This is a genomic window from Agreia sp. PsM10 (genome assembly GCF_030433855.1).
In the GTDB taxonomy this organism is placed as follows: Bacteria; Actinomycetota; Actinomycetes; order Actinomycetales; family Microbacteriaceae; genus Agreia.
Genome location: NZ_JARUXC010000022.1, coordinates 22,558 through 45,634 on the forward strand (window position 1 = coordinate 22,558; position 23,077 = coordinate 45,634).

Consider the following 23,077-nt stretch of genomic DNA (forward strand, 5'->3'; position numbering starts at 1 on the left):
CGAGGTGGCACGTACGAAAACCGCTCGGACTCGACGTTATTCCTGTGAACGGGCGAGCAGAAGCCCCCTCGGAGCTGCACGGCGATGCAGAAAGGCGCCTGCGCGGGCTTTCGCCACAAGAGCCCCGCAAATTCGAGCATCCCTCGACCCTGCCGAAACATTCCGAAAGATCCCGAAAGCCCTTGCGGCCCGGAAGAGCCCTGCAGTAACGTCCATCAGCAAGAGCGTCTGTCTCAATGGTGAGAGGTAACAATTTCCGTGGCATCCATGCACAAAGAACGACCTTCAGCGCGTCGGCGAATCACCAGGGGGCTCGCGGTCCTGGCCGCATCCACCCTGATCGCCACGGGCTTCGCGGCGACAACAGCCGCCCCGGCCTTCGCGGCCAACGACGACATCGGCTACCCGACTTTCGCGGGCGACGCCGACCCGGTTCCCGCGACGGGCGACTACGACACCCGCAACCAGCTGCAGTCGATCTTCGACTCGGATGTGGCGGCGGGCGCCGGAACCGACCCGTCGAAGGACTTCTGGTTCGACAAGATGCTCGCCCGCACCGGCACCGCCGGCAGCAACGGCGACAACAACCAGTGGCTCTTCACCCGCGGCCGCACCGTGTTCATGAAGGAGCACAGCCCCGAGGTTCTCGGCTTCGGCGGCCAGGTGGCCTACTGGGAGTCGATCGACAACCGCGGCGCCTACGACATCGTGCTGCGCGTCGGTGGAACCCCCGTCGCCCTCACCGAGGTCACCGCCGAGCGCAAGCAGACGCCGAGTTATTGGCGCAGCGTGCACACCAATGAGGCCCAGGGCCTGCGCGTCGTTCAGACCAAGTTCATCACCAACGGCAACGTGGCCGTCACCAACCTCGACGTGTCGAGCACCGGCGGGGCCAGCATCGAGCTGCGCGCCGCCTCCGGCTACGCCACCACGGTCGAGGGCGACGAGCTCACCGGCGTGGTCTCGTCCGCCAACAACCTCACCACGGTCTTCCCCCGGTTCTCGGGCGACGGCTTCACCGTCGACGCAGGCCAGCTGACCCGCACGCTGGATGTGCCGGCCGGCGGTACGGCCAGCGCCAAGGTGCAGCTCGGCTTCGTGACGCCGGAGATCGAGGAGAGCCGTACGGAGTACGACGCCGTGCGCGCCGCCACCCCTGCCGCAGCCTTCACCACGAGCGTGACCACCTACAACAAGTGGTGGGCAGACAACGTGCCCTACCTCGACACCCCGGAAGACAACATCGACAAGACGCTGTTCTACCGCTGGTGGCTCATGCGATTCAACTTCCTCGACGCGAACATCCCGGGCAACGACTACCAGTTCCCCACCTCGATGGAGGGCGTGCTCGGCTACAACAACGCGATCGTGCTCACCACGGGCATGTTCATCGACGACCTCAAGTACTTCCGCGACCCGATCTACTCGTACGGCCCCTGGGTGTCGGCGGGCGAGACGAGCAAGAGCTACAAGTTCGTCGACAACCCCGGCGACCCCGCCAACTGGTCGAACAGCTACACGCAGTACATCTCCGAGGCCGCGTGGCGCGCCTACCAGCTGCACGGCGGGCCCGCACCCATCGCATCCAACCTCGCCGAATACGCCGAGTACGACGTGAAGGGCCTGCTCGACGCCTACGACACCGACGACAGCGGCCTGATCGACTACAACTGGGGCGCGATGACGGGCAACGATGCCGACGCCGTGTCGTTCCACGAACGGCCCAACGCCAGCATGGACCGCACCGAGAACGCCTACCTCTACTCGAACGCGCTGGCGTCCGCCGAGGCCTACCGGCTGGCAGGCAACACCGCCAAGGCCGACGAGATGGACGACTTCGCGCAGACCATCAAGGACAAGGTCGTCGAGCTCCTGTGGGACTCCGACGAGAACCTGCTGAAGCACCGCTTCACGTCTGACGGGCAGCTCGCGAAGTGGAAGGAGATCAACAACTACTACCCCTTCACGGTCGGCCTCATGCCGAAGCCGGGCGACGCGGACTACAACGACGACTACGTCGACGCCCTGCGCCTGTTCGCCGACGACAAGCAGTACCCGATCTTCCCGTTCTACACGGCGAACCAGGCCGACCAGGCCGACTACGGCGGACCGGGCAGCAACAACTTCTCCGTCATCAACTCCACGGTCACCTTCCGCATGCTGGCCAGCGTTCTGCGCAACTACCCGACCGACGCGATCGACTCCGAGTGGTACAAGAAGCTGCTCTACTGGAACGCCTGGTCGCACTACCAGAACGGCGGAGACAACCGGCTGCCCGACCAGAACGAGTTCTGGTCGAACGGCTCGGCCGACCCCCAGAACATCGGGTACCGCTCGTGGATCCACCACACGATCCTCGGAACCACGAACTTCACGATGATCGAGGATGCGATGGGCCTGCGCCCCCGCACCGACGCCAAGATCGAACTCGACCCGATCGACATCGAGTGGGATCACTTCACCGCGAACAACATCAAGTACCGCGACAGCGACCTCACGATCACGTGGGACGCGCCCGGCGGCACGAAGTACTACGGCGCCGACGTTCCCGAGGGCTACTCGGTGTTCCTCGACGGCGAGCTGGCCTTCACGGTCGACAAGCTCAGCCACGTGACCTACGACCCGGCCACGGGCCAGGTCGAGGCTCCGGACGGCGTCACGGTCACGACCGAGACGACGAAGGATGTCACGGCTCCTCGAGACGTACAGTTCGCGTCGACCGACCGCGTCGTCGACCTGTTCGCCAAGGCGGGCGCCGACATCGACCCCCGCAGCGTCGGATCGACGAATCTCGCAGCGGGTCAGCCGGTCACGGCCACGTTCTCGGCGGGCTCTCGCCCGCCGGCCGGCGCGGTGAACGGCACGACCATCAACGAGCCCTTCTGGGGAACCGCCGGTTCTCCGAACGCGAAGGACTCGATCGAGGTCGACCTCGGCTCGGCGAAGTCCTTCGACGACATCCGGGTCTTCTTCTACAACTCCTCGTCGACCGCCACGGTGCAGGGCTACTCCGAGCCCGCGCAGTACACGATCGAGTATCAGGACGGCAGCACCTGGAAGCCGATCCCGGCCCAGGCCAGGACACCCGTCTATCCGCGGGCCAACCTGAACCAGTCCCAGTTCCCCGAGATCACGGCGCAGAAGGTCCGGGTCACCTCGACCCATGCGGCCGGGTTCAAGACGGGAATCAAGGAGGTGCAGGTCTTCTCGACCGGCGTCGAGGCCCCGGCCTCGACGAACCAGAAGCCGCAGGTGGATGCGTGGCGTGACGCCGCGTACACGGCCGCCGGCCAGGCGCGCCTCATCGGCACGGCCAAGGACGACGGCCTGCCGGGCACCGACCTCACCACGAGCTGGAGCGTCGTGAGCGCACCGGCAGACGGCCTCGCCGTCTTCGAGAGCCCGGATGCCGCCACCAGCGTCGTGCGCTTCACCGCGGCCGGCGACTACACGCTGCGCCTCACGGTGAACGATGGAGAGCTCTCGAGCACGAAAGACGTGGTCGTCACCGCCGAGGTCGCCGCGGGCGGCAACAACGTCGCGGGATCAGCGACGCCCACGGCCGAGTTCACCGCCGGCTGGAACAACGTGAACGCCGTGAACAACGGCACGATCCTGCACTCCGGCGGCGCCCAGACCGAGCTCTGGGGCACGTGGTCGGGCTCTCGCCCGGCGACGCGCTGGCTGCAGTACGACTGGTCGAGCCCCGTGCGGGTCAACTCGCTCGAGGCCAGCTTCTGGGCCGACCAGACGAGCGCCACCAGCGGTGCCGGCGTCAACATTCCGAAGTCGTGGAAGGCCCAGTACTGGGACGGCGCGGCCTGGGTCGACGTCGAGAACCCCAGCGCCTACGGGGTGGCGCGATCGGCGCCGAACTCGGTCACGTTCGACGCGGTCACCACCACGAAGCTGCGACTCGTGCTCTCGGCAGCAGGCCCGGGCACGGGCAACGATCCCTACGCGGGTGTCGCGGTCAGCGAGTGGAAGGTGTTCGCCGAGGCCCCCGAGTCTCTCGACCCGGTCTCCGTTCGCACCAGCGTCGGGGTGGCCCCGGTTCTTCCGGCGACGGTCGACGCTGTCTTCGCAGACGGTTCGCGCCAGGCCACTCCGGTTGCCTGGGCTCCGATCGACGCGGCCAACTACGCGAACGAGGGCAGCTTCGAGGTCATCGGCCTCGTCGACGGGGCATCGGCTCCGGCGAAGGCCACCGTCTGGGTCCGCGCGACGCCTCCGGGCCAGATCAACACGATCGACCCGGTCTCCGTGAAGACGAGGGCGGGCGTCGCCCCGGCCCTGCCGTCGACCGTCACCGTGCAGTACAACGACGGATCACGGCAGAGCGGCGTGGCCGTGGACTGGGCCGACATCGACGCGGCCCAGTACGCCACAGACGGAACGTTCACCGTGGCCGGCACCGTGGAGAACTCTCCCGTCGCCGCCTCGGCCACCGTTCAGGTCGGCACAGGCTCGCCCGTCGACTCGACGAAGCCCGTCGTGACGATCACCCCGTCGAGTGCCGTCCCGGCATCCGGCTGGTACACGGGCCCCGTGACCGTGACTCTCTCGGCCACAGACAACGCCGATCCGGCCCCCGTGCTCGAGTACGCGGTCGACGGCGGAGCCTGGACGGCCTACACGGAGGGCGTCGCGGTCTCGGCCGACGGCAGCCACACCGTTCAGGCCAGGGCGCGCGACGCCGCGGGCAACGTGTCGACGGTCAAGGAGCTCACCTTCACGATCGACGCGACGAAGCCCGCCATCGTGAGCGTTCCGGATGCGATCGGTCGCACGGTCAAGGCCAGTGCGAGCGACTCCGGGTCGGGAGTCGCGAGCCTCGAGTACCGGATCGGCGACGCCGTGGAGTGGACCGCGTACACACGCACCATCCTCGTCGGACTCGACGAGACGGTCGTGCACCTGCGCTCCGCCGACAAGGCGGGCAACGTGACCGAGGCCGAGCCGGTGACCGTCGCCGCCAGCGACGGAAACCACCGACGCAACGTGGCGCTGTTCGCCGTACCCACGGCATCCGTCACCGCCGGCTGGAACTCGGTGAACGGACTCAACGACGATGTGCTGCCGACCTCGTCGGGAGATGTCACCCCGAACGACAACGCCAACGTCTGGGGCGCCTGGCCCGAGATCGGCACCCAGTGGGTGCAGTACGACTGGACGGAGGAGGTGACCGTCGATGAGGCGCAGCTCTACTTCGTCTCGAACCTCGACGGCGCGGGCGTGGGCATCTCGGTGCCGAAGTCGTACATCGTGCAGGCCTGGAACGCCGAGACGTCGACCTGGGTCGAGGTGGCCAACGCATCGGAGTACCCGACCGCGATCGACACCTTCAACACGGTCACGTTCGACCCGGTCACGACCACGAAGCTGCGTGTCGAGCTGAAGGCCGCCGGCACTGCGTCGGGTGCCGGAAGCCTCGGCATCAAGGAGTGGCGCGTCTTCGAGAAGGCCGAGGTCGTGGTGCCCGACACCACGGCGCCGGTGCTCACCGTCGCCGTCGCCCCCGAGGCTCCCGCGTCCGGCTGGTTCACCGGCACGGCCACGATCACCGCATCGGCGATCGACGACCGTGACGACGTACCGAAGGTCGAGGCCAAGGTCGGCGACGCCGAATGGGCACCGTACACGGCGGCCATCGCGGTCTCGACCGACGGCAGCACAACGGTGCTGCTGCGGGCGACGGATGCCGCCGGCAACGTCTCGGAGACGCAGACCGTGACCGTGAAACGCGACACCACGGCGCCGACGGTCACGCAGGCCTTCGATTCGGCCGCGCGCACTCTCACGCTGACGGCGTCGGATGCCTCATCGGGCATCGCCCAGGTCGAGTACCGCGTCGCGGGCGGCGAGTGGACGGTCTACTCCGCCCCCTTCGGCACCGGCGACGCGGCCGTGACGATCGACTACCGGGCGAGCGACCTGGCGGGCAACCGTTCGGACAGTGCCTCCGTCGATGTTCCGGCCAAGCCGACAGGGCCCGTCGACCCGACGGATCCGACCGACCCGACCGACCCGGGAACGCCGACCGATCCGGGCACCCCCGGTGAGCCGTCGGGCGGCCTGACCGGCCTCGAGAAGCTGAACCTCGGCGTCACGACGGTCTCCCCGGGCGGACAGGTTCCGGTGTCGTTGAGGAACGCCGAGCCCGGCGCGGTCTTCCGCATCGAGCTGCGCAGCACCCCGGTCACGCTGGGAACGCTGACGGTGGCTGCCGACGGCACGGCTCAGGCCGTCGTGACGATCCCCGTGTCGACCGAGGCCGGAGCGCACCGCATCGTGCTCGTGAACCCGGGCGGCGAGCTGTCGGCGCCGATCACCGTGGTGGTCGCGGGAGGCCCCGGGCCCGACGCGATCGCATCCACAGGAATCGGGGAGCCGGTGGGCTTCATCGCCTGGGCCGCGACCCTCGCGCTGATCGCCGGACTGGGTCTGTACCTCACGACCCGGTCGCGTCGTTCGACGCGCACGACGGACTCCGCCGCGCTGCTGGAGTAGTCGCACCCCCCGTCGACAGGCTCAGGGAACGGACCGTTCCCTGAGCCTGTAGAAGGGCACCCCGCTCGACCGCACGATCAACGAAAGATCACACGTGAAACGCACCATTCGCACGACCGCCGCGCTGCTCGCCACCGGCCTCGTCGCATCCGGCCTCGCGCTCGTCGCCGCCGCATCGGCGAACGCGGCCACGTCGAACCCCATTCTGGGCGACGGGTCGTACTACTCGGCAGACCCGGCGACCCTCGTGGTCGACGACACGCTCTACATCTACGCGGGCCGCGACGAGGCGTCCGCCACCCAGAACGACTTCATCATGAACGAGTGGCAGGCGTTCTCGACCACAGACGTCGACTCCGGGGTCTGGGAGCACCACCCCGCGCTCATGCGCCCCGAGGCCGTCTTCGACTGGGCGACACCCGGACGCGCCTACGCCGGCCAGGTCGTCGAGGGTATCGACGGGCGCTACTACTGGTACGTGCCGGTGCACGAGGCCGCGAGCACCTCGGAGGACAAGTTCGGCATCGGCGTGGCCGTGAGCGACAACCCGCTCGGCCCCTGGACCGACCACGCTGGCGGCCCGATCGTGTCGCAGAAGATCCTCGGCAACACGATCCACAACATCGACCCCACCGTGTTCGTCGACGACGACGGAGAAGTGCAGATGTACTGGGGCAGCTTCGGCCAGGCCCGGCGCATCGAGCTCGCAGCAGACATGAAGACGCTCGTGGGCAGCGCGCAGACGGTCACCGGACTCACCGGGTTCTTCGAAGCCCCGTGGCTGTTCGAGCGCAATGGCACCTACTATCTGGCCTACGCGGGCAACGACGTGGGCAGCACCTGCACCCCGGCGAACTACCACGCGTGCATCGGCTACGCCTCGGCGCCCAGCGCCACCGGCCCGTGGACCTACCGCGGCACGGTTCTCGCTCCGGTCTCATCGACCACCAGCCATCCGGCGATCACCGAGTTCGACGGCGAGTGGGTCATCGCTTACCACACGGCGGATGCGGTGGGCGGCAACCACTTCAGGCGCTCGGTGGCCATCGACACGGTCGAGTGGGACGACACTCAGACGCCGGCCCGCATGAAGCTCGTGACGCAGACTCCCGAGAAGCAGGCGAACACCACGCCGCGCACGAACATCGCGCCCTGGGCGCAGGTCACCGTGTCGAACGACCCGGTTCCCACCCAGTACTGGGTGAAGGCCCTCAACGATGAGATCGTGCGCCCCAATCCGCTGCCGCCGGACATGTGGGGCAGCTGGACCGGGACCCGGCCCGCGGAGCAGTGGCTGCAGTACACGTGGCCGCATCCGGTGCGCATCTCGAGCACCGAGATCAAGTTCTTCCGCGACGTGGCGCCGGGCACGGGCAACGGGGTCTCGAACCCGGAGTCGTGGACCCTGCAGTACTGGAAGGAGGGCGCCTGGGTCGACGTGCCGAACGCCAGCCCGTACGGCACCTCGACCACGTCGCCGCAGTCGACGACCTTCGACGCCGTCACCACGACGCAGGTGCGCGCGGTGCTCAAGGCGTCGCCCGGCACGGCCAATCCATCGGAATACTCCGCCCTCGCTGTGGAGGAGTGGAAGGTCAACGCCGATTCGGCGACGGGCTACACCCCGGCGGCGGTCAGCACGCTCGTCGGCGAGCTCCCCGAGCTGCCCGAGACCGTCGACGTGACGTATGCGGGCGGCGTCACCCTTCCCGTGACGGTCGCGTGGTCGCCGGTGGATGCGGCCGACGTCGCGGCGCCCGGCACATTCACCGTGTCGGGTTCCGCGCAGGGATACGCCACGTCGCAGGTCGAGGCCACCGTCACGGTGCTCGGCGGTGACGAGCTGCGCACGAACGTCGCGCTCGACGCGACGGCCGCCGCGAGCTACACGGCGCCGTGGAATGCGGTCGCCGGGCTCAACGACGGAACCGAGCCGACGGCATCCGGCGATGTCACGCCCGACGACAACGCCCAGGTCTGGGGCGCCTGGCCGCAGGTCGGGCCGCAGACGATCGAGTACGAGTGGGCGAGTCCGGTGCGCATCGACGAGAGCGCCCTGTACTTCGTGCACAACCTCGACGCTTCAGGCGATGGGATCGCGGTGCCGAAGTCGTGGTCGCTCGAGTACTGGGACGCGGCGACGGAGACCTGGGTCGCCGTGCCGAACGCCTCCGCCTACGGCACCGAGGTCGACGCCTACAACACCGTGACCTTCGACGCCGTGACCACGACGAAGCTGCGTGCGCAACTCGTCGCCCAGGGAACGGTGGAGGGCAGGTCGAGCCTCGGAGTGAAGGAGTGGACGGTGCTGGGCGAACCCGCCGATCTCGCCGCTCCGACCATGGCGCTCACCGTCACCGGGTCGCAGGGCGCCGGCGGCTGGTACCTCTCGAACAGCACGGTGCGGGCCACGGCTGTCGACGACCGAGACATCCGCAGCCGCATCGAGCTGAAGTCGGGGTCGGGCGCGTGGACGGCGTTCGAGAACGTGCGCTTCGCCGAGATCCTCGTGAGCGCCGAGGGCGCCACCGAGGTGCGGGCGAGGGCGACGGATGCCTCGGGCAACGTCAGCGAGGAATCGCTCGTGACCGTGTCGATCGACAAGACGCTGCCCACCGCGCAGGCCACGGTCGACGCGGCCGCGCGCCAGGTGACCGTCACGGGCGCCGACGCGGTGTCGGGACTCGCGACCACCGCGGGGCTCGAGTACTCGATCGACAACCAGCTCGGCTGGCAGGCCTACACGGCCCCGGTCGTGGTCGACGAGCAGAAGCACGACGTGTTCTACCGGGCACGCGACGCGGCCGGCAACGTGTCGGTCGCCGGCAAGGCCACCGTCCCGATCTCGAGCACGGTTCCGCTCACCGGCAACATCGCGCCCCTCGCCACCGCGACCGCGTCGTTCTCGTCGAGCTGGACATCGGTCGGCGCCATCAACGACGGCGCCGCCGACGGATCGAGCTGGGGAACCTGGCCCGAAGTCGGCGAGCAGTGGGTGCAGCTCACCTGGGATCGCATCGTCGACGTCGACAGCTCGGAGCTGAAGTTCTTCTCCGACTCCACCGACGAGGCCGGCGTTGGCGTGATCGTGCCGCGCAGCTGGCGCATCCAGTACCTCGACGTGAGGACGGGCCAGTGGCTCGACGTCGACGCGACGGGAGAATACGGCCGCGATCGCGAGGCCTTCAATCCGGTGTCGTTCGACGCCGTGAGCACGACCGCCCTGCGCACGGTGATGCAGGCCTGGGGCGAGACCGCGGCCGGCGGGTCGAGCGGCATCTACGAGTGGCGGGTCTTCGCCGCGGAGGCCGTCGACCCCGAGCCCGACATCGTGGCCCCGACCGTGGTGCTCGAGCAGGCGCCCGTGCCGCCGGCATCCGGCTGGAACACCGGCGACGTGACCGTGTCGGTCACCGCGAGCGACGACGTGGACGACGCGCCGGCCGTCTCGGTGCGCGTCGACTCGGGCGATTGGGCGCCGTACACGGCGCCGATCGTGGTGTCGGCCCAGGGTGTCTCACAGGTCGATGCCCGGGCGGTGGATGCCGCGGGAAACGTCTCGGAGATCGGCTTGGCGAGCGTGAAGATCGACTCGGTCGCGCCGGTGAGCTCGGCCACGGTGGTCGGCGACGCTCTCCGGGCCGCTGCCGCTGCTGCTGCCGCGCCGGTGACGGGGACTCCGGAGAAGCCCGTTCGCATCACGATCAGCGCGAGCGACGAGACGTCGGGCGTCGCCCTCACGGAGTATTCGCGTGGTGGCGACGAGTGGATCGCCGCGGGCGACGACGAGATCGTGTTCGACGAGGTGGGCAGGCAGACGCTGAGCTTCCGCTCGGTGGATGCCGCCGGCAACGTCGAGGAGACGCGCACGCTCGAGGTGCAGATCACCGCGGGGGAGGTTCCGGTCGACCCGCAGGAGCCTGGGACGCCGGGTGTCCCGACCGCACCGGGGGTTCCGTCTGTTCCTGCGGGATCGTCGGGCGGATCGGGAGTGTCCTCAGGAGACACTCTGCCGGCGACGGGCGCCGAGCCGCTGCTGCCTGCGCTGGCGGCGTTGCTGCTGGTGGCCGCGGGAGCGCTGCTCCTCCGGCGCCACTACTCCGCGCCGGTCGAGTAGGCCGCGGGTAGCGCTCGCCCCTTCGACAGGCTCAGGGAACGGATCGTTCCCTGCCCCTGTCGAAGGGCGTGCCCTCGCACTCAGCGGCGGGCTATCGTCGATCCCCTGATGACCAGGCGACCCGGCAGGTTCTCCACTCCGGGAGCCGCTGCCGTTCCATCGATGGCATCGAAGATGCGGGTGGCGGCCATGCGCCCGAGCTGCTGCAGGTTGGCGTCGATACTCGTGAGCTCGGGGCGCGAGTTCGTGGCCAGGATCTCCCAGTTGTCGAAGCTCACCACGGCCACGTCGTGCGGAACCTCGCGGCCGAGGTCGCGCATCGTGTCGAGCACGCCCCGCGCGATCTGGTCGGAGCCGGCGACGATGCCGTCGATGTCGGGGAACTGTCGGAAGAGCATGGCCGACGCGTCGCGACCCCAGTGCTCCGACCATTCCGAGAACATGGGGCGCCCCACCAGCTCGAGGCCGGCGTCGCCGAGCGCATCCATGACCCCTGCGGCCCGGTCCTGGGCGGCGGCATAGGCGGCCTCCCCGGTGATCATCGCGATCTTCGAACGGCCGCACGCGATGAGATGTTCGACCGCGAGGCGGCCGCCCGCCCGGTTGTCCGGAGTGATCGACACGTCGGTGGGGTCTTCGCTCGGGGCGTAGGCGTAGACCACGGGAACGGGGATGTTGTGCCCGAGAGAGGGGCGGGGATCGGTCGAGCGGCCCACCACGATGATGCCGTCGACCCGGCGCGTGAGCAGCGCGTTCAGGTGATGCTGCTCGCGGATCGCGTCGCCACGGGCGTCGCAGAGGAAGACGTTGACCTGGCCTGCGCCGAACGCGTCTTCCGCGCCCATGAGAATGGGGATCACGAAGCGACCCTCGAGGTCGCTCGTGAGCAGGCCGACCGTTCCCGTTCGACCGTTGATCAGGCTGCGCGCCAATTCGTTGGGCGTGAACGAGATCTTCTTAGCCGCTTCGAGCACGCGTTGGCGCGTCGCGGCCGCAACCTCGCCGCGGCCGTTGATGGCCTTCGACGCCGTCGCAAGAGACACACCGGCGATCTTCGCCACGTCGCTGAGCGTGGCAGCGCGGCCCCCCGCTGTGCCCGTTCTGTTGTCTGACATGCGCACCTCTTCCGTGAAGAAAAGGCTACAGGAGAATGCACTTGACGTCGCTGCAGGCCACGCGCTAGCCTGCCGAAAGGCGTTTCGAAGCTTTCGGCTTCTGCCCGAACCTGAAGGACCTCGCACGGTCCACTCAACGTAGAGTCAAAAGGAGAATCACAGATGATCACCACAGCAGGTAATCGCATGCGACGGGCGGGAGGCGTGCTGCTCGCCGGCGCACTCATCGCCGGACTCGCCGCATGCTCCGGTGGCGGAACCGCCGCGGACCCCGCAGCCAGCGCCGGCCCGGAAGGAACCGACGACGGAAGCGAGCTCACCCTCTGGACCCGCGCCCCGCTCGAGAAGCAGGCCAACCTGCTCGTCGACGCGTACAACGCGAGCCACGAGAACCAGGTCAAGCTCACCGTCGTGCCGAACGACGACTACGTGGCCAAGGTCGGTGCCGCAGCCGGCTCCGGAAGCCTTCCCGATCTGTTCGCCGCAGACATCGTCTACGTGCCGAACTGGGTGGAACAGGGACTGTTCCAGGACATCTCGACCAACATCGACGGCCTCGACTTCAAGGACTCGATCAACAAGGGGCACCTCTCGGCCGGCACCGTCGACGACAAGGAGCATGTGCTGCCCTTCGTGCTCGACCTCTCGATGATGTTCTGGAACAAGGAGCTCTACAAGGAGGCCGGACTCGACCCCGAGAAGGGGCCGACGACCCTCGCCGAGTTCGCCGAACAGGCCAAGGCGGTTCAGGCGCTCAACAAGCCCGACACCTACGGCACGGCCACGGGCCTCAACTGCGGCGGCTGCCTCGTCTTCACCTGGTTCCCGAGTGTCTGGGCATCGGGCGACGAGGTCATGAACGGCGACGGAACCGAGTCGCTGCTCGCCGAGAAGAACGCGAAGGACGTCTTCGCCACGTGGGCCGACCTGTGGGCCTCCGGAACGGTGCTGCCGTCGTCGAAGGATGAGGCCGGCCCCACCTGGACCGCCGGATTCACCGAGGGCAAGGTCGGCGTTATGCCTTACCCCGCCACGCTGCTGAGCTCCACGCCCTTCGATGTGGGCGTCGCCGGCATCCCGGGGCCGGATGGCGGCGCCTCGACGTTCGTCGGTGGCGACGGCATCGGAATCTCGAAGGACTCCAAGAAGTCGCCCCAGGCGTGGAACTTCCTCAACTGGCTGATGTCGGAGGACGCGCAGGTCGAGGTCCTCGCGAAGGACAGCGACGTGGTCTCCCGCAGCGACCTGTCGAGCAACGCCTACTCCGACAAGGATCCGCGCCTGGTCACGATCAACGAGGTCGCGGCCAAGGGCGACACCCCCGTGTCGAAGAACTTCCAGGAGGCGTTCAACTCGCCGACCGGCCCGTGGCTCGAACTCGTGCGCAACGCGGTTCTCGACGGCAGCGACTCGCTCGACGCCGACAACGAGGCCATCACCGAGGTGCTCTCGCAGTAACCGGCGTCACCAGCGTCATCCGGGGCGGGCGCCCGCAACGCCTGCCCCGGCTCCACACCCGCATCACCGCATCGAAAGGCTCCCTCATGAGCACCACCGTCACTCCGGCATCGGCGCCGGTCGCGGCGACCCGGCCCGGTCGTGCTCCGTCCCGACGCCGCCCGCGACGCTCCAGACAGGGCCAATCCGGAGGGGCCCTCACGGGCTGGCTGTTCGCGCTGCCCACGGCGCTGTTCGTCGTCCTCCTCTTCCTGGTGCCGCTCGTGCTCGTCTTCCAGATGGCGGCGTCGGACTGGCCGCTGCTCGGCGGCAACCAGGGCATCAACTTCCCCGAGAACTTTCCCGAGGCCCTCGACAACCGCTTCTTCATCGATTCGGTCATCTTCACCCTGAAGTACACCGTCCTGGCCACGGTGCTGCTCATCGGCCTCGGCCTCGGGCTCGCACTGCTCGTGCAGGAGTCCAGCCGCTGGAAGGGGTTCCTGCGAACCGCCTTCCTGGTACCCAGCGCGCTCGGCCTCGCATCGGCATCCCTGCTCTTCTACGTTCTCTACTCGCCCATCGCGGGCCCGTTCGCCGAGCTCACGAAGTCGTGGGGGTTCACGTTCCTCGGCACCCCGGATGCCGCGCTCTGGTCGACCCTGTTCCTGATCGTCTGGCGGTTCGCCGGCTTCTACATGTTGTTGATGCTCGTGGGCCTGCAGGGCATTCCCGAGGAGGTCTACGAGGCCGCCCGCATCGACGGCGGATCACGCTGGCAGATCTTCCGCGACATCACGGTTCCCCTGCTCAAGCCCACGCTGGCGCTGACCACCGTGATGTGCGTCACCGGATCGCTGCTCGCCTTCGAGCAGTTCTACATCCTCACCAAGGGCGGCCCCGACAACAGCACCATCACCGTCGTTCAGCTGATCTACAACGTGGCCTTCCAGGGGCCGAACAACCTCGGCGTCGCCGGTGCCTTGTCGGTCATCGTGCTCGCCGCCCTCGTGATCATCAACATCGTGCAGATCCGCGCGTTCAGCAAGAAAGCCGAGGACTGAAGCCGTGACCGCTCTCATCGAACCGCCCACGACCGTCGCGGCCGACCGCCCGGCCGAGCCGCCCCGCGGGGGCCGCAAGGCGCCTCGCACGACGAGTCTCGGCGGAATCGCCATCCAGATGCCGTTCTGGGTTCTGACCGCGGCACTCGCCGTGATCTTCCTCTACCCGCTGGTGTGGACCGCGATCTCATCGGTCGCGCCGCTCGCGGGCACGAATCAGACCGATGGCTGGGGCCTCGGCAACTACATCACGCTGGCGAACTACCAGGACGGCATTCTGCAGTACATCGGCAACTCGGTGTTCGTGTCGCTGCTGACCGTGGTGCTCACGCTCGTGATCTCGCTGCTCGGGGGGTACGCGTTCGCCCGGTTCAGCTTCCACGGCAAGAACGCGCTGTTCCTCGCGACGATCGCGATCCTGATGGTGCCGTATGCCACGCTGCTCATTCCGTTGTACGTGCTGCTCAACATGGTCGGCCTGTCGAACTCCCTCGTCGGAGTGGCGTTGGTGCTCACGATGTTCCAGCTGCCGTTCTCGACCTTCATGATGCGCATCGCGTTCGAGTCGATCCCGAAAGAACTCGACGAGGCCGCGATGGTCGACGGCTGCAACTCGTGGACGGTGCTGTGGAAGGTGCTCGTGCCGGCCGTGAAGCCGGGGCTCATCACGGTGGGGCTGTTCGCGTTCCTCGCGGCGTGGAACGACTTCATGGCTCCGCTCATCCTGATCAACGACTCGGCGAAGATGACTCTTCCGCTCGCCGTGTCGAACCTGCGCGGGCAGGTGCAGGGCGTCGTCGACTACGGCGCGACCGAGGCCGGCGTCGTCGTTCTCGCACTCCCGTGCATCCTTCTCTTCCTCATCCTTCAACGTCACTACGTGCGCGGCTTCATGTCGGGCGCTTTCAAGGGGTAACCATGTCACTCATCACTCGAACCGTCGCAGCTCCGGTGGTTCCCACCTCCGGTGCGCTCCGACCCCTGGGCCTCGACGAGGTTCGCATCACCGGCGGCTTCTGGCAGGACCGCCAGCAGGTCAATGGAGAAGCCACCCTCCCGCACATCGAGCACTGGCTCGAGAAGGAGGGCTGGCTCGCCAACTTCGACCGGGTCGCCGCGGGCCTCACCGCGTCGGAGGGTCGGCGCGGACGCGAGTTCTCCGATTCCGAGATCTACAAGTACCTCGAGGCCGTGGCCTGGGAGATCGGCCGCCTCGGTGACTCCGGCTCCGATCGGCGCAACGCTCTCGAGGCCCGCTTCCGTGCAGTGGTCGACCGGGTCGCCGCGGCGCAGGATGCCGACGGCTACCTGAACACCCGGTTCGGCCATGCGGGCCAGGAGTCCCGCTGGACGCAGCTCGAGTGGGGCCACGAGCTCTACTGCCTCGGCCACCTGTTCCAGGCCGCCGTCGCCCGGGAGCGCACGGCGCCCGGCGCAGACGACGGGCTGCTGTCGATCGCCCGACGCGCCGCCGACCTGATCGTCGAGAGCTTCGGGGAGCACGGCATCCAGTCGGTCTGCGGCCACCCCGAGGTCGAAGTGGGCCTCGCCGAACTCGGCCGGGTCACGGGTGAGCAGTCGTACATCGACCTCGCCGAGCTGTTCGTCGAGCGACGCGGTCATCAGACGTTGAAGGACATCGAGTACGGACGGGCCTACTTTCAAGACGACGTTCCTGTTCGCGATGCGACCGTGCTCCGCGGGCACGCGGTTCGGGCGAACTACCTCGCCGCCGGAGCGCTCGACATCGCGGTGGAGAAGTCGGACTCCGGGTTGCTCGACGCGCTGAAGGCCCAGTGGCAGCGCACCGTCGACCGCCGCACCTATGTGACGGGCGGGCAGGGTTCGCACCATCAGGACGAGGCGTTCGGCGAGGACTGGGAGCTGCCCAGCGACCGCGCCTACTCCGAGACCTGCGCCGGCATCGCGTCGATCATGTTCAGCTGGCGGCTGCTGCTCGAGGAGAACGACGTGCGCTACGCCGACCTGATCGAGCGCACCCTGTTCAACGTGGTGGCGACGTCGCCCTCGGCTGAGGGAACGGCGTTCTTCTACGCCAACACGCTGCACCAGCGCACGCCCGGAGAGGCCGGTTCGCCCGACGAGATCTCGCCGCGCGCGTCGTCGTCGGTGCGCGCGCCCTGGTTCGAGGTGTCGTGCTGCCCGCCGAACGTGGCGCGCACCTTCGCGAGCCTCGCCGCCTACGTGGCGACCGTAGACGACACGGGGCTGCAGCTGCACCAGTACGCTCCCGCCACGATCGACACGCAGCTGGGCGGTGGCGGCGGGCGCCTCGGCGGGCGACTCGCGGTGGAGGTCGAGACCGACTACCCGCGCTCGGGCCGCATCGTGGTGCGCGTCGTCGAGGCGCCGTCCGACGAGGTGTCGCTGTCGCTGCGCGTTCCTTCGTGGGCGACGGGCGCGACGCTCGCCGTCGGCGGTGGCGCGACGGAGGCCGGTGGCTCGACCGAGGCTGGCGGCTCGGCAGAGACCGTGTCGCCGGGCTATGCCACGGTGACGCGCGTGTTCTCTGCGGGCGACGTGCTCGAGCTCGACCTGCCCATGCGGCCGCGCTTCACGCGCCCCGACTCGCGCATCGACGCGATCCGCGGCTCGGTGGCTGTCGAGCGCGGCCCTGAGGTGTTCTCGCTCGAGTCGGCGGGGCTGGCCGGCGTCGGCAGCGGCGAGGAGGAGTTCAGCCGCATCGAGATCGACGACACGGTCGAGCCTGTCGAATCGCATGTCGATGGGAGGCTGACCGTGACGCTGCGGGTCGCGCCCGAGGCGACGTCGGAGTGGCCGTACGAGTCGGAGCTGAATGCGGCCTCCGATGCCGAGGCGTTCACGGCGGAGCTGCTGCCGTACCACGCGTGGGGAAACCGCGGCCCGTCGACGATGCGCATCTGGATCCCGACGCAGCGCCGCTGAGGCGGCCCCGACGGGGTCCGCACAGCGCTCACCGAACTGACCCGAAGTGCTCCCTTTCTGAGAATCGAGAGCACTTCGGGTCAGTTCGCGTTCGCCCCTCGTTCCTCGACGGAGGCGGCGAGCCGCACTGAGGTGCGGAAAATGGCCGCCTCCACATGCTCGGAAGCGGCCATTCTCCGCACCTCAGCGCGGCAGGTGCTAGGCGGTGCGGCGGCGGCGCAGCAGCACGAAGCCGCCGATTGCGAGCAGGGCGCCGGCGGCGGCGACCGAGGCCGTCGCATCCAGGCCCGTGGCGGCGAGCGTCTTGCCTCCCGCGGCCGGCTTCACGCCGGACGTGAAGTCGGTTCCTGCGATCACGGGAGGAGTGGTCGTGCCCGGCGTGGTCGTGGGCGGATCCACCGGTGTCGGCGGAGCGACGTCGAGGGTCACGATGAAGTCGATACGGTCGAAGTAGGTCGCCGCTCCCAGCAGGTCGACACTGTAGAAGCCGTCCGTCTCGGTCACGGGAAGGGTGCGGGTGAGGTCGATCGAGGAGCGGGCCTCGACGTTCGTCACGACGTAGCCCTCCTTCGGCTCGACCGTGACGCCGAAGCGGGACGGGAAGAAGTACGCCTCGTGGTCGTCGTCGGCCACGTAGAAGTTGCCAAGCTGCCACTCGACGGCCTCGAAGGAGTCGCCGTTCGAGTACACGGTCGGAACGCCGTATCCGGTCACGAGCGTCTCGGGGTCGCCCGCCAGAACGGTCTGCACGCCCGCCTTGAACGCCGACATGCCGATGAGTTTCGACTGGCTGGCGGCCGTGACCGTGACCGAGGCCTCGCCCTGCACGCTGCTCGGGCCGCTGAGGGTGTCGATGGTGGTGCCGTCCTGGAAGATGAACGTGCCATTGCTGAAAGAGATGGTCTCGTCGGGCAGCCGCTCGAGGTCTGCGAGTCCCGTTGCGCCTGTGGCATCGAAGAAGGCCGAGCTCACACCGCTGTTCGGGCCGCCCACGTAGATCTGGGCCGCGCCGACGGGGATGTTCGGAAAGACGTAATCGCCGCTGACGTTCGTGTTGGTCGCCCACCACTTGCCGTTGACATCGTGCAGGTACACGTAGGAGGAGGTGCGCTTCTCGTCTGTGCGACCGTCGGGGGCGACGAGTGTCGTGTCGAAGAGGCCGTCCGCGTAGCGGTCGTCGAACTGCGTCACCGTCACAGTCCCGGTGGCGTCGGCGGCGCTGGCCGACCCGGCGACGAGGGGCGTGACGGCGCCGAAAGCGGTCACGATGACGGCTCCGACGGCGATCTTCTTCAGGGCGGGGTGCATGGGTTTCTCCGATGTGTGACGTGCTCTGGCGCGTCGAGCGTAGCGAGGGATGCTCAGTTCGGTGCGGCTCGTCGGTGTCTGTTCATGAACCGTTCGCCTCCGCTTGCGTCTCGGCGGGAGGCGGGCTAGTGTTCCTGTAAACGTTCTTGTAAACGATTACAAAGGGAACCCCGTGACGAAGAAGTCCACACTCGTGCTGGTCGCCGAGCGCGCCGGTGTGTCGATCGCATCCGTCTCGCGGGTGCTCAACGGGCTTCCCGCATCGGATGGCGTGACCGAGCGCGTGCGCGAGGCCGCCACCGCCCTGGGCTACGTTCCCTCGGCCACGGCCCGCTCGCTCAAGGTCGGCAAGACCATGCAGATCGCGCTCGCCGTAGCCGACGTCGGAAACCCCGTCTACGTCGCCATGATGCACGAGGTCTCCCGTGTCGTGACCGAGGCCGGCTACCGCCTCGTGCTCTCGTCGACCGGAAGCGACCCCAGCGACCAGATCGATTTTCTCGCCGGCCTCAACCGCGGGTTCGCCGACGGGCTCATCATGAGCCCCCTGCGCGTGACCGACGAACTCGTCGCCGCCCTGCAGGAGACGCGCGTGCCCGTCGTGATCATCGGATCGCTGCCCGCCGGCGTCGAATTCGACAACGTTCGCGCCGACTCGGCCAAGGGCATCGGCCTCGCCGTGAAGCACCTCGTGAAGGCGGGGCGCGAGCGCATCGCGTTCATCAACGGGCCCGTCGACACCGTTCCGGGCGCCGCTCGTCTCGCCGGGTACATGCGGGCCATGACCAAGCACGGCATGCCGCTGGTCGCCGACATGCAGGCCGCCGCCTCCGACTTCACCTACCGGGCCGGGCTCGACGCGGCCCGCGAACTCTTCTCGCAGTCGACCCCCGACGCCGTGGTGTGTGCGAACGACCTGCTCGCCGTCGCGGCGATGAAGGAGCTCAGCACCCGCGGCATCCGGGTGCCCGAGCAGGTGGCGGTGATCGGCATGGACGACACCGACATCGCCGAGCTCGCCAACCCCTCGATCACGAGTGTCGACCTGGGCTCGGTCAAGCGCGCGCGGGCCGCAGCGAAGCTGCTCATCCGGCGCCTCGAGACACCGGATGCGCCGGTCGAGCAGGTCGTGATCAAGCCGTCGCTGACCGTTCGCGAGTCCACACCCGGTGCACCGAACCTCACCCCCTGACCCGACCCACCTCCCCACAATCGAAGAGGATGCACGATGACGAGCACACTCGACAGTCGCCCGCGCGCGGGCACGCCGACCCCCACGGCCCCGCCCAAGAAGCGTCGACGCTCCCGCGTCGGCGGCGGCGGAGGCCGTGACGCCTGGCTTCTCGTACTGCCGGCCCTGATCCCCGTTCTGCTGTTCAGCGTCTACCCGCTCGCACAGGGCCTGCTTCTCGGTTTCACCGATTCCAAGGCCGGGCTGAACGCGACGGTCAGCTTCAACGGCGTCGACAACTACACGCAGCTCATGGGCAACGAGCTCTTCTGGAACTCGTTCCGCATCGGCCTCATCTGGGCCTTCGGCGTGACCATCCTGCAGTTCTTCGCCTCGCTGGGCCTCGCCCTCCTGCTCAACCTCGACCTCAAGATCCGCTGGATCGCGCGCACCCTGGCCCTGGTGCCGTGGGCCATGCCGCCGGTGATCATCGCCATCATGTGGCGCCTGATGCTCAACCCCACCTACGGTCCGATCAACGAGGGCATGCGGGCCATCGGCCTGCCGGGCGACATCAACTGGCTCGGCGACTTCTCGACCGCGCTGCCCGCCGTGATCGTCGTGGGCGTCTGGGCCGGAATGCCGCAGACGACCATCACGCTGCTGGCCGGGCTGCAGAACGTGCCCACCGACCTGCACGAGGCCGCATCCATCGACGGGGCAGGCGCGTTCAAGCGCTTCTGGCACGTGACCCTGCCGGCGCTGCGACCCATCATCGTGGCGATCACCACGCTCGACCTCATCTGGAATTTCAACAGTTTCGCCCTGGTCTACGTGCTCACGGCCGGCGGACCGGGCGGCCAGACGATGCTGCCGATGCTCTTCGCCTACAACGAGGCGTTCCGCTACGGCAACTTCGGCTACGCCGCCGCCATGGGAAATGTGATGGTCGTCGTGATCGGCATCTTCCTCTTCTTCTATCTGCGCAGCCAGGCGAGGAGCCGCATCTCATGACCGCCACCATCGACCGTCCCCAGACCGCCCGCCCCGACCCCGCGCCCCGCAGGCTCTCGTCGGCGAAGCGCACCCGCCGGGTCACCCGCCCGCTGCAGTACCTGGCGCTCGCGGGCTACATCGTGTTCCTCGGATTCCCCCTGCTGTTCCTGCTCATCACCGCGTTCAAGACGCCGCAGGAGCTGCAGTCGGCGGCCCCGTCGTTTCTGCCGCAGTCGCTCAACTTCGACAACTTCACGCAGGCCACCGAGAAGGCCAATCTGATTCCGGCGGCACTGAACAGTCTGATCGTGTCGGTCGCGACGACCCTCATCGTGACGGTGATCTCGCTGCCGGCGGCCTACGCCCTCGCCCGCTTCAAGACGAAGCTGCGCACGGTGGCCACGGGCTGGATCCTGCTCAGCCAGGTGTTCCCGTTCATCCTCATCATCATCCCGCTGTTCCTGGTGCTGAAGCAGATCGGGCTCATCAACAGCCTGGTCGGCCTGATCCTCGTGTACACGGTCTGGTCGCTGCCGTTCGCGCTATGGATGCTGCAGGGGTACGTCGCCGGCATCCCCGTCGAACTCGAGGAGGCCGGCGCGATGGACGGCGGGTCGAGGCTGCTCGTGCTGCGCAAGATCATCCTTCCGCTGCTTGCCCCGGGCCTCGTCGCCACGAGCCTGTTCACCTTCATCTCGGCGTGGAACGAGTTCTTCTTCGCGCTCGTGCTCATTCAAGACCCCGCGCTGCAGACCCTGCCGCTCACCCTCGCCCGCTTCGTGGGCGCCGAGGGGCAGGTGCAGCTCGGCCAGCTCGCGGCGGCGTCGCTGCTCGCCACGATCCCCAGCCTCGTGTTCTTCGCGCTCATCCAGAAGAGGCTCACGTCGGGCCTGCTCAGCGGCGCGGTGAAGGGCTGACGCCCGACACCTGCTCGCCGGGCGAAGCCCGCATCCATACCCAACACAGTGCAGTGCCCTCACCAGAAAACAAAGGAGTTTCACCCATGAGAAGAAAGATTTCGGTCGCCGTCGGCGCCGTCGCCATCATCGGCATGATGTCGGGATGCGCCTTCGGCGGAGGCGGAACGACAGACAGCTCGTCGAACGACGGCCCCGTCGAGATCACCTTCCAGAGCCTCGCCTACCAGGACTCCACGGTGGCCGCCACGAAGGAGATCGTCGACAGCTGGAACGCCGACAACCCCGACATCCAGGTGAAGCTCACCCAGGGAAGCTGGGACAACGTGCACGACCAGCTCGTCACCCAGTTCCAGGGCGGCACGGCCCCGGATGTCATCCAGGACGAGTCGAGCGACATCCTCGGCTTCGCGAACCAGGGCTACCTCGCCGACCTCAGCGACCACCTCAGCGACGACGTGAAGTCGAGCGTCTCCGACGACGTCTGGAAGACGGTGTCGACCGCCGACGGAAAGATCGTCGCCGCTCCGACTCTGCTGCAGACCTACGTGGTGTACGCCAACACCGACGCGTTCGCCGCGGCCGGCGTCGAGGTGCCCACGGGCGACGAACTCACCTGGGATCAGCTGCAGGACATCTCGAAGAAGCTCACCGCCGACGGAAAGTTCGGTGTCGGCTGGGGCCTCAAGCAGCCCACCGCCGCGATCATGAACACGGCCCTCGGATTCGACGGCACCTTCTTCGACGTCGAAGACGACGGCACCGCCAAGATCGACATCGGCGACGACGAGCTGGCCGTTCCGAAGTACGTGCACGACATGGCCTACGAAGACGCGTCGCTCGACCCGATCACGCTCACCCAGAGCGGGTCGGATGTCCTCCCCGGCTTCCTCGGCGGAACGTACGCCATGTACGTGGGCGGCAACTTCCTGGCGCAGCAGATCAGCGAGTCCGCTCCCGAGGGCTTCAACTGGAAGGTCCTGCCCCCGCTCGCCGGCTCCGCAGGCCCCGTACAGGCCGCGAACCCGCAGACCCTCTCCGTCGCCGCCGAGAGCAAGAACGTCGAGGCATCGGCCAAGTTCATCGACTACTTCATGAGCGCGGACAACCTGGCCTCGGTCGCCGAGGGCGACTGGCTGATCCCCTCGACGGATGCCGCGCGCACCGCCGTGGAGACGAACACGAACGGCGAGAACGGCTGGAAGGAGCTGCTCGCGACAGGTGAAGACCTCACCGGTGCGCCGTTCCAGAAGGCCACGAACTACCCGCAGTGGAAGGACCAGTACGCCACCCCGCTGCTGCAGCAGTACTTCGCGAACTCGATCACCCTTGACGAGCTGAAGCAGAAGCTCACGGAGGGCTGGTCGTCGATCGGCTGACCTCTCGGCACCCCGAGGCGGGGGGGGGGGGGGGGGGGCCGCGCGGCGGCGCCCGCCCCCCCCCCCCCCCCCCCCCCCCCCCCCACCCCCCCCCCCCCCCCCCCCCGCCCGCCCCCCCCCCCCCCCCGCGCCAGG

Annotated in this window: 12 protein-coding genes; 10 read left to right on the forward strand and 2 right to left on the reverse strand. The window is 68.2% G+C overall.

The window, feature by feature from the left end:
- Window positions 1-267: 267 nt before the first annotated feature.
- Together QCD70_RS18340 and QCD70_RS18345 are read left to right on the forward strand one after the other, a co-directional pair.
- Window positions 268-6,510, forward strand: a complete 6,243-nt coding sequence (locus QCD70_RS18340; RefSeq protein ID WP_301218941.1) for an OmpL47-type beta-barrel domain-containing protein — start codon at window positions 268-270, stop codon at window positions 6,508-6,510.
- A 94-nt stretch (window positions 6,511-6,604) separates the two neighbouring features.
- Window positions 6,605-10,627: an OmpL47-type beta-barrel domain-containing protein gene (locus QCD70_RS18345; protein ID WP_301218942.1), complete on the forward strand. Its 4,023-nt coding sequence runs from the start codon at window positions 6,605-6,607 to the stop codon at window positions 10,625-10,627.
- 80 nt (window positions 10,628-10,707) lie between these two features.
- Here the strand turns inward: QCD70_RS18345 and QCD70_RS18350 are convergent, their stop codons facing one another.
- A complete protein-coding gene (locus QCD70_RS18350) occupies window positions 10,708-11,742 on the reverse strand; it encodes a LacI family DNA-binding transcriptional regulator (RefSeq protein ID WP_301218943.1) in 1,035 nt (344 codons plus the stop codon).
- A gap of 162 nt (window positions 11,743-11,904) precedes the next feature.
- Between QCD70_RS18350 and QCD70_RS18355 the strand changes: the two genes are divergently transcribed.
- The 4 genes from QCD70_RS18355 to QCD70_RS18370 all read left to right on the forward strand — a co-directional run bounded on the left by QCD70_RS18355 (window position 11,905) and on the right by QCD70_RS18370 (window position 17,171).
- On the forward strand, window positions 11,905-13,200 hold the full coding sequence (locus QCD70_RS18355) for an ABC transporter substrate-binding protein (RefSeq protein ID WP_301218945.1): 1,296 nt from the start codon (window positions 11,905-11,907) through the stop codon (window positions 13,198-13,200).
- 86 nt (window positions 13,201-13,286) lie between these two features.
- Window positions 13,287-14,243: a carbohydrate ABC transporter permease gene (locus tag QCD70_RS18360; RefSeq protein ID WP_301218947.1), complete on the forward strand. Its 957-nt coding sequence runs from the start codon at window positions 13,287-13,289 to the stop codon at window positions 14,241-14,243.
- A 4-nt stretch (window positions 14,244-14,247) separates the two neighbouring features.
- Window positions 14,248-15,159 (forward strand): carbohydrate ABC transporter permease, encoded by a 912-nt coding sequence (locus QCD70_RS18365; protein WP_367316750.1) that lies wholly within the window; start codon window positions 14,248-14,250, stop codon window positions 15,157-15,159.
- Between the two features lie 2 nt (window positions 15,160-15,161).
- Complete coding sequence (locus QCD70_RS18370) at window positions 15,162-17,171, forward strand: glycoside hydrolase family 127 protein (RefSeq protein ID WP_301218949.1); 2,010 nt, start codon at window positions 15,162-15,164, stop codon at window positions 17,169-17,171.
- Window positions 17,172-17,369: 198 nt separating this feature from the next.
- Here QCD70_RS18370 and QCD70_RS18375 read toward each other — a convergent pair whose 3' ends face one another.
- The gene (locus QCD70_RS18375) at window positions 17,370-18,479 is read right to left on the reverse strand and encodes an LPXTG cell wall anchor domain-containing protein (RefSeq protein ID WP_301218951.1); all 1,110 of its coding nucleotides are present in this window, start codon (window positions 18,477-18,479) and stop codon (window positions 17,370-17,372) included.
- A 172-nt stretch (window positions 18,480-18,651) separates the two neighbouring features.
- On the opposite strand from QCD70_RS18375, the gene QCD70_RS18380 reads away from it, so the two are divergent.
- The 4 genes from QCD70_RS18380 (at window position 18,652) to QCD70_RS18395 (ending at window position 22,942) form a co-directional block, all read left to right on the forward strand.
- Complete coding sequence (locus QCD70_RS18380) at window positions 18,652-19,671, forward strand: LacI family DNA-binding transcriptional regulator (RefSeq protein WP_301218953.1); 1,020 nt, start codon at window positions 18,652-18,654, stop codon at window positions 19,669-19,671.
- A gap of 36 nt (window positions 19,672-19,707) precedes the next feature.
- On the forward strand, window positions 19,708-20,664 hold the full coding sequence (locus QCD70_RS18385; protein ID WP_301218955.1) for a carbohydrate ABC transporter permease: 957 nt from the start codon (window positions 19,708-19,710) through the stop codon (window positions 20,662-20,664).
- A complete protein-coding gene (locus QCD70_RS18390; RefSeq protein ID WP_301218957.1) occupies window positions 20,661-21,563 on the forward strand; it encodes a carbohydrate ABC transporter permease in 903 nt (300 codons plus the stop codon). The genes QCD70_RS18385 and QCD70_RS18390 overlap by 4 nt, the downstream gene beginning before the upstream one ends.
- 86 nt (window positions 21,564-21,649) lie before the next feature.
- On the forward strand, window positions 21,650-22,942 hold the full coding sequence (locus QCD70_RS18395; protein ID WP_301218959.1) for an ABC transporter substrate-binding protein: 1,293 nt from the start codon (window positions 21,650-21,652) through the stop codon (window positions 22,940-22,942).
- Window positions 22,943-23,077: the final 135 nt, after the last annotated feature.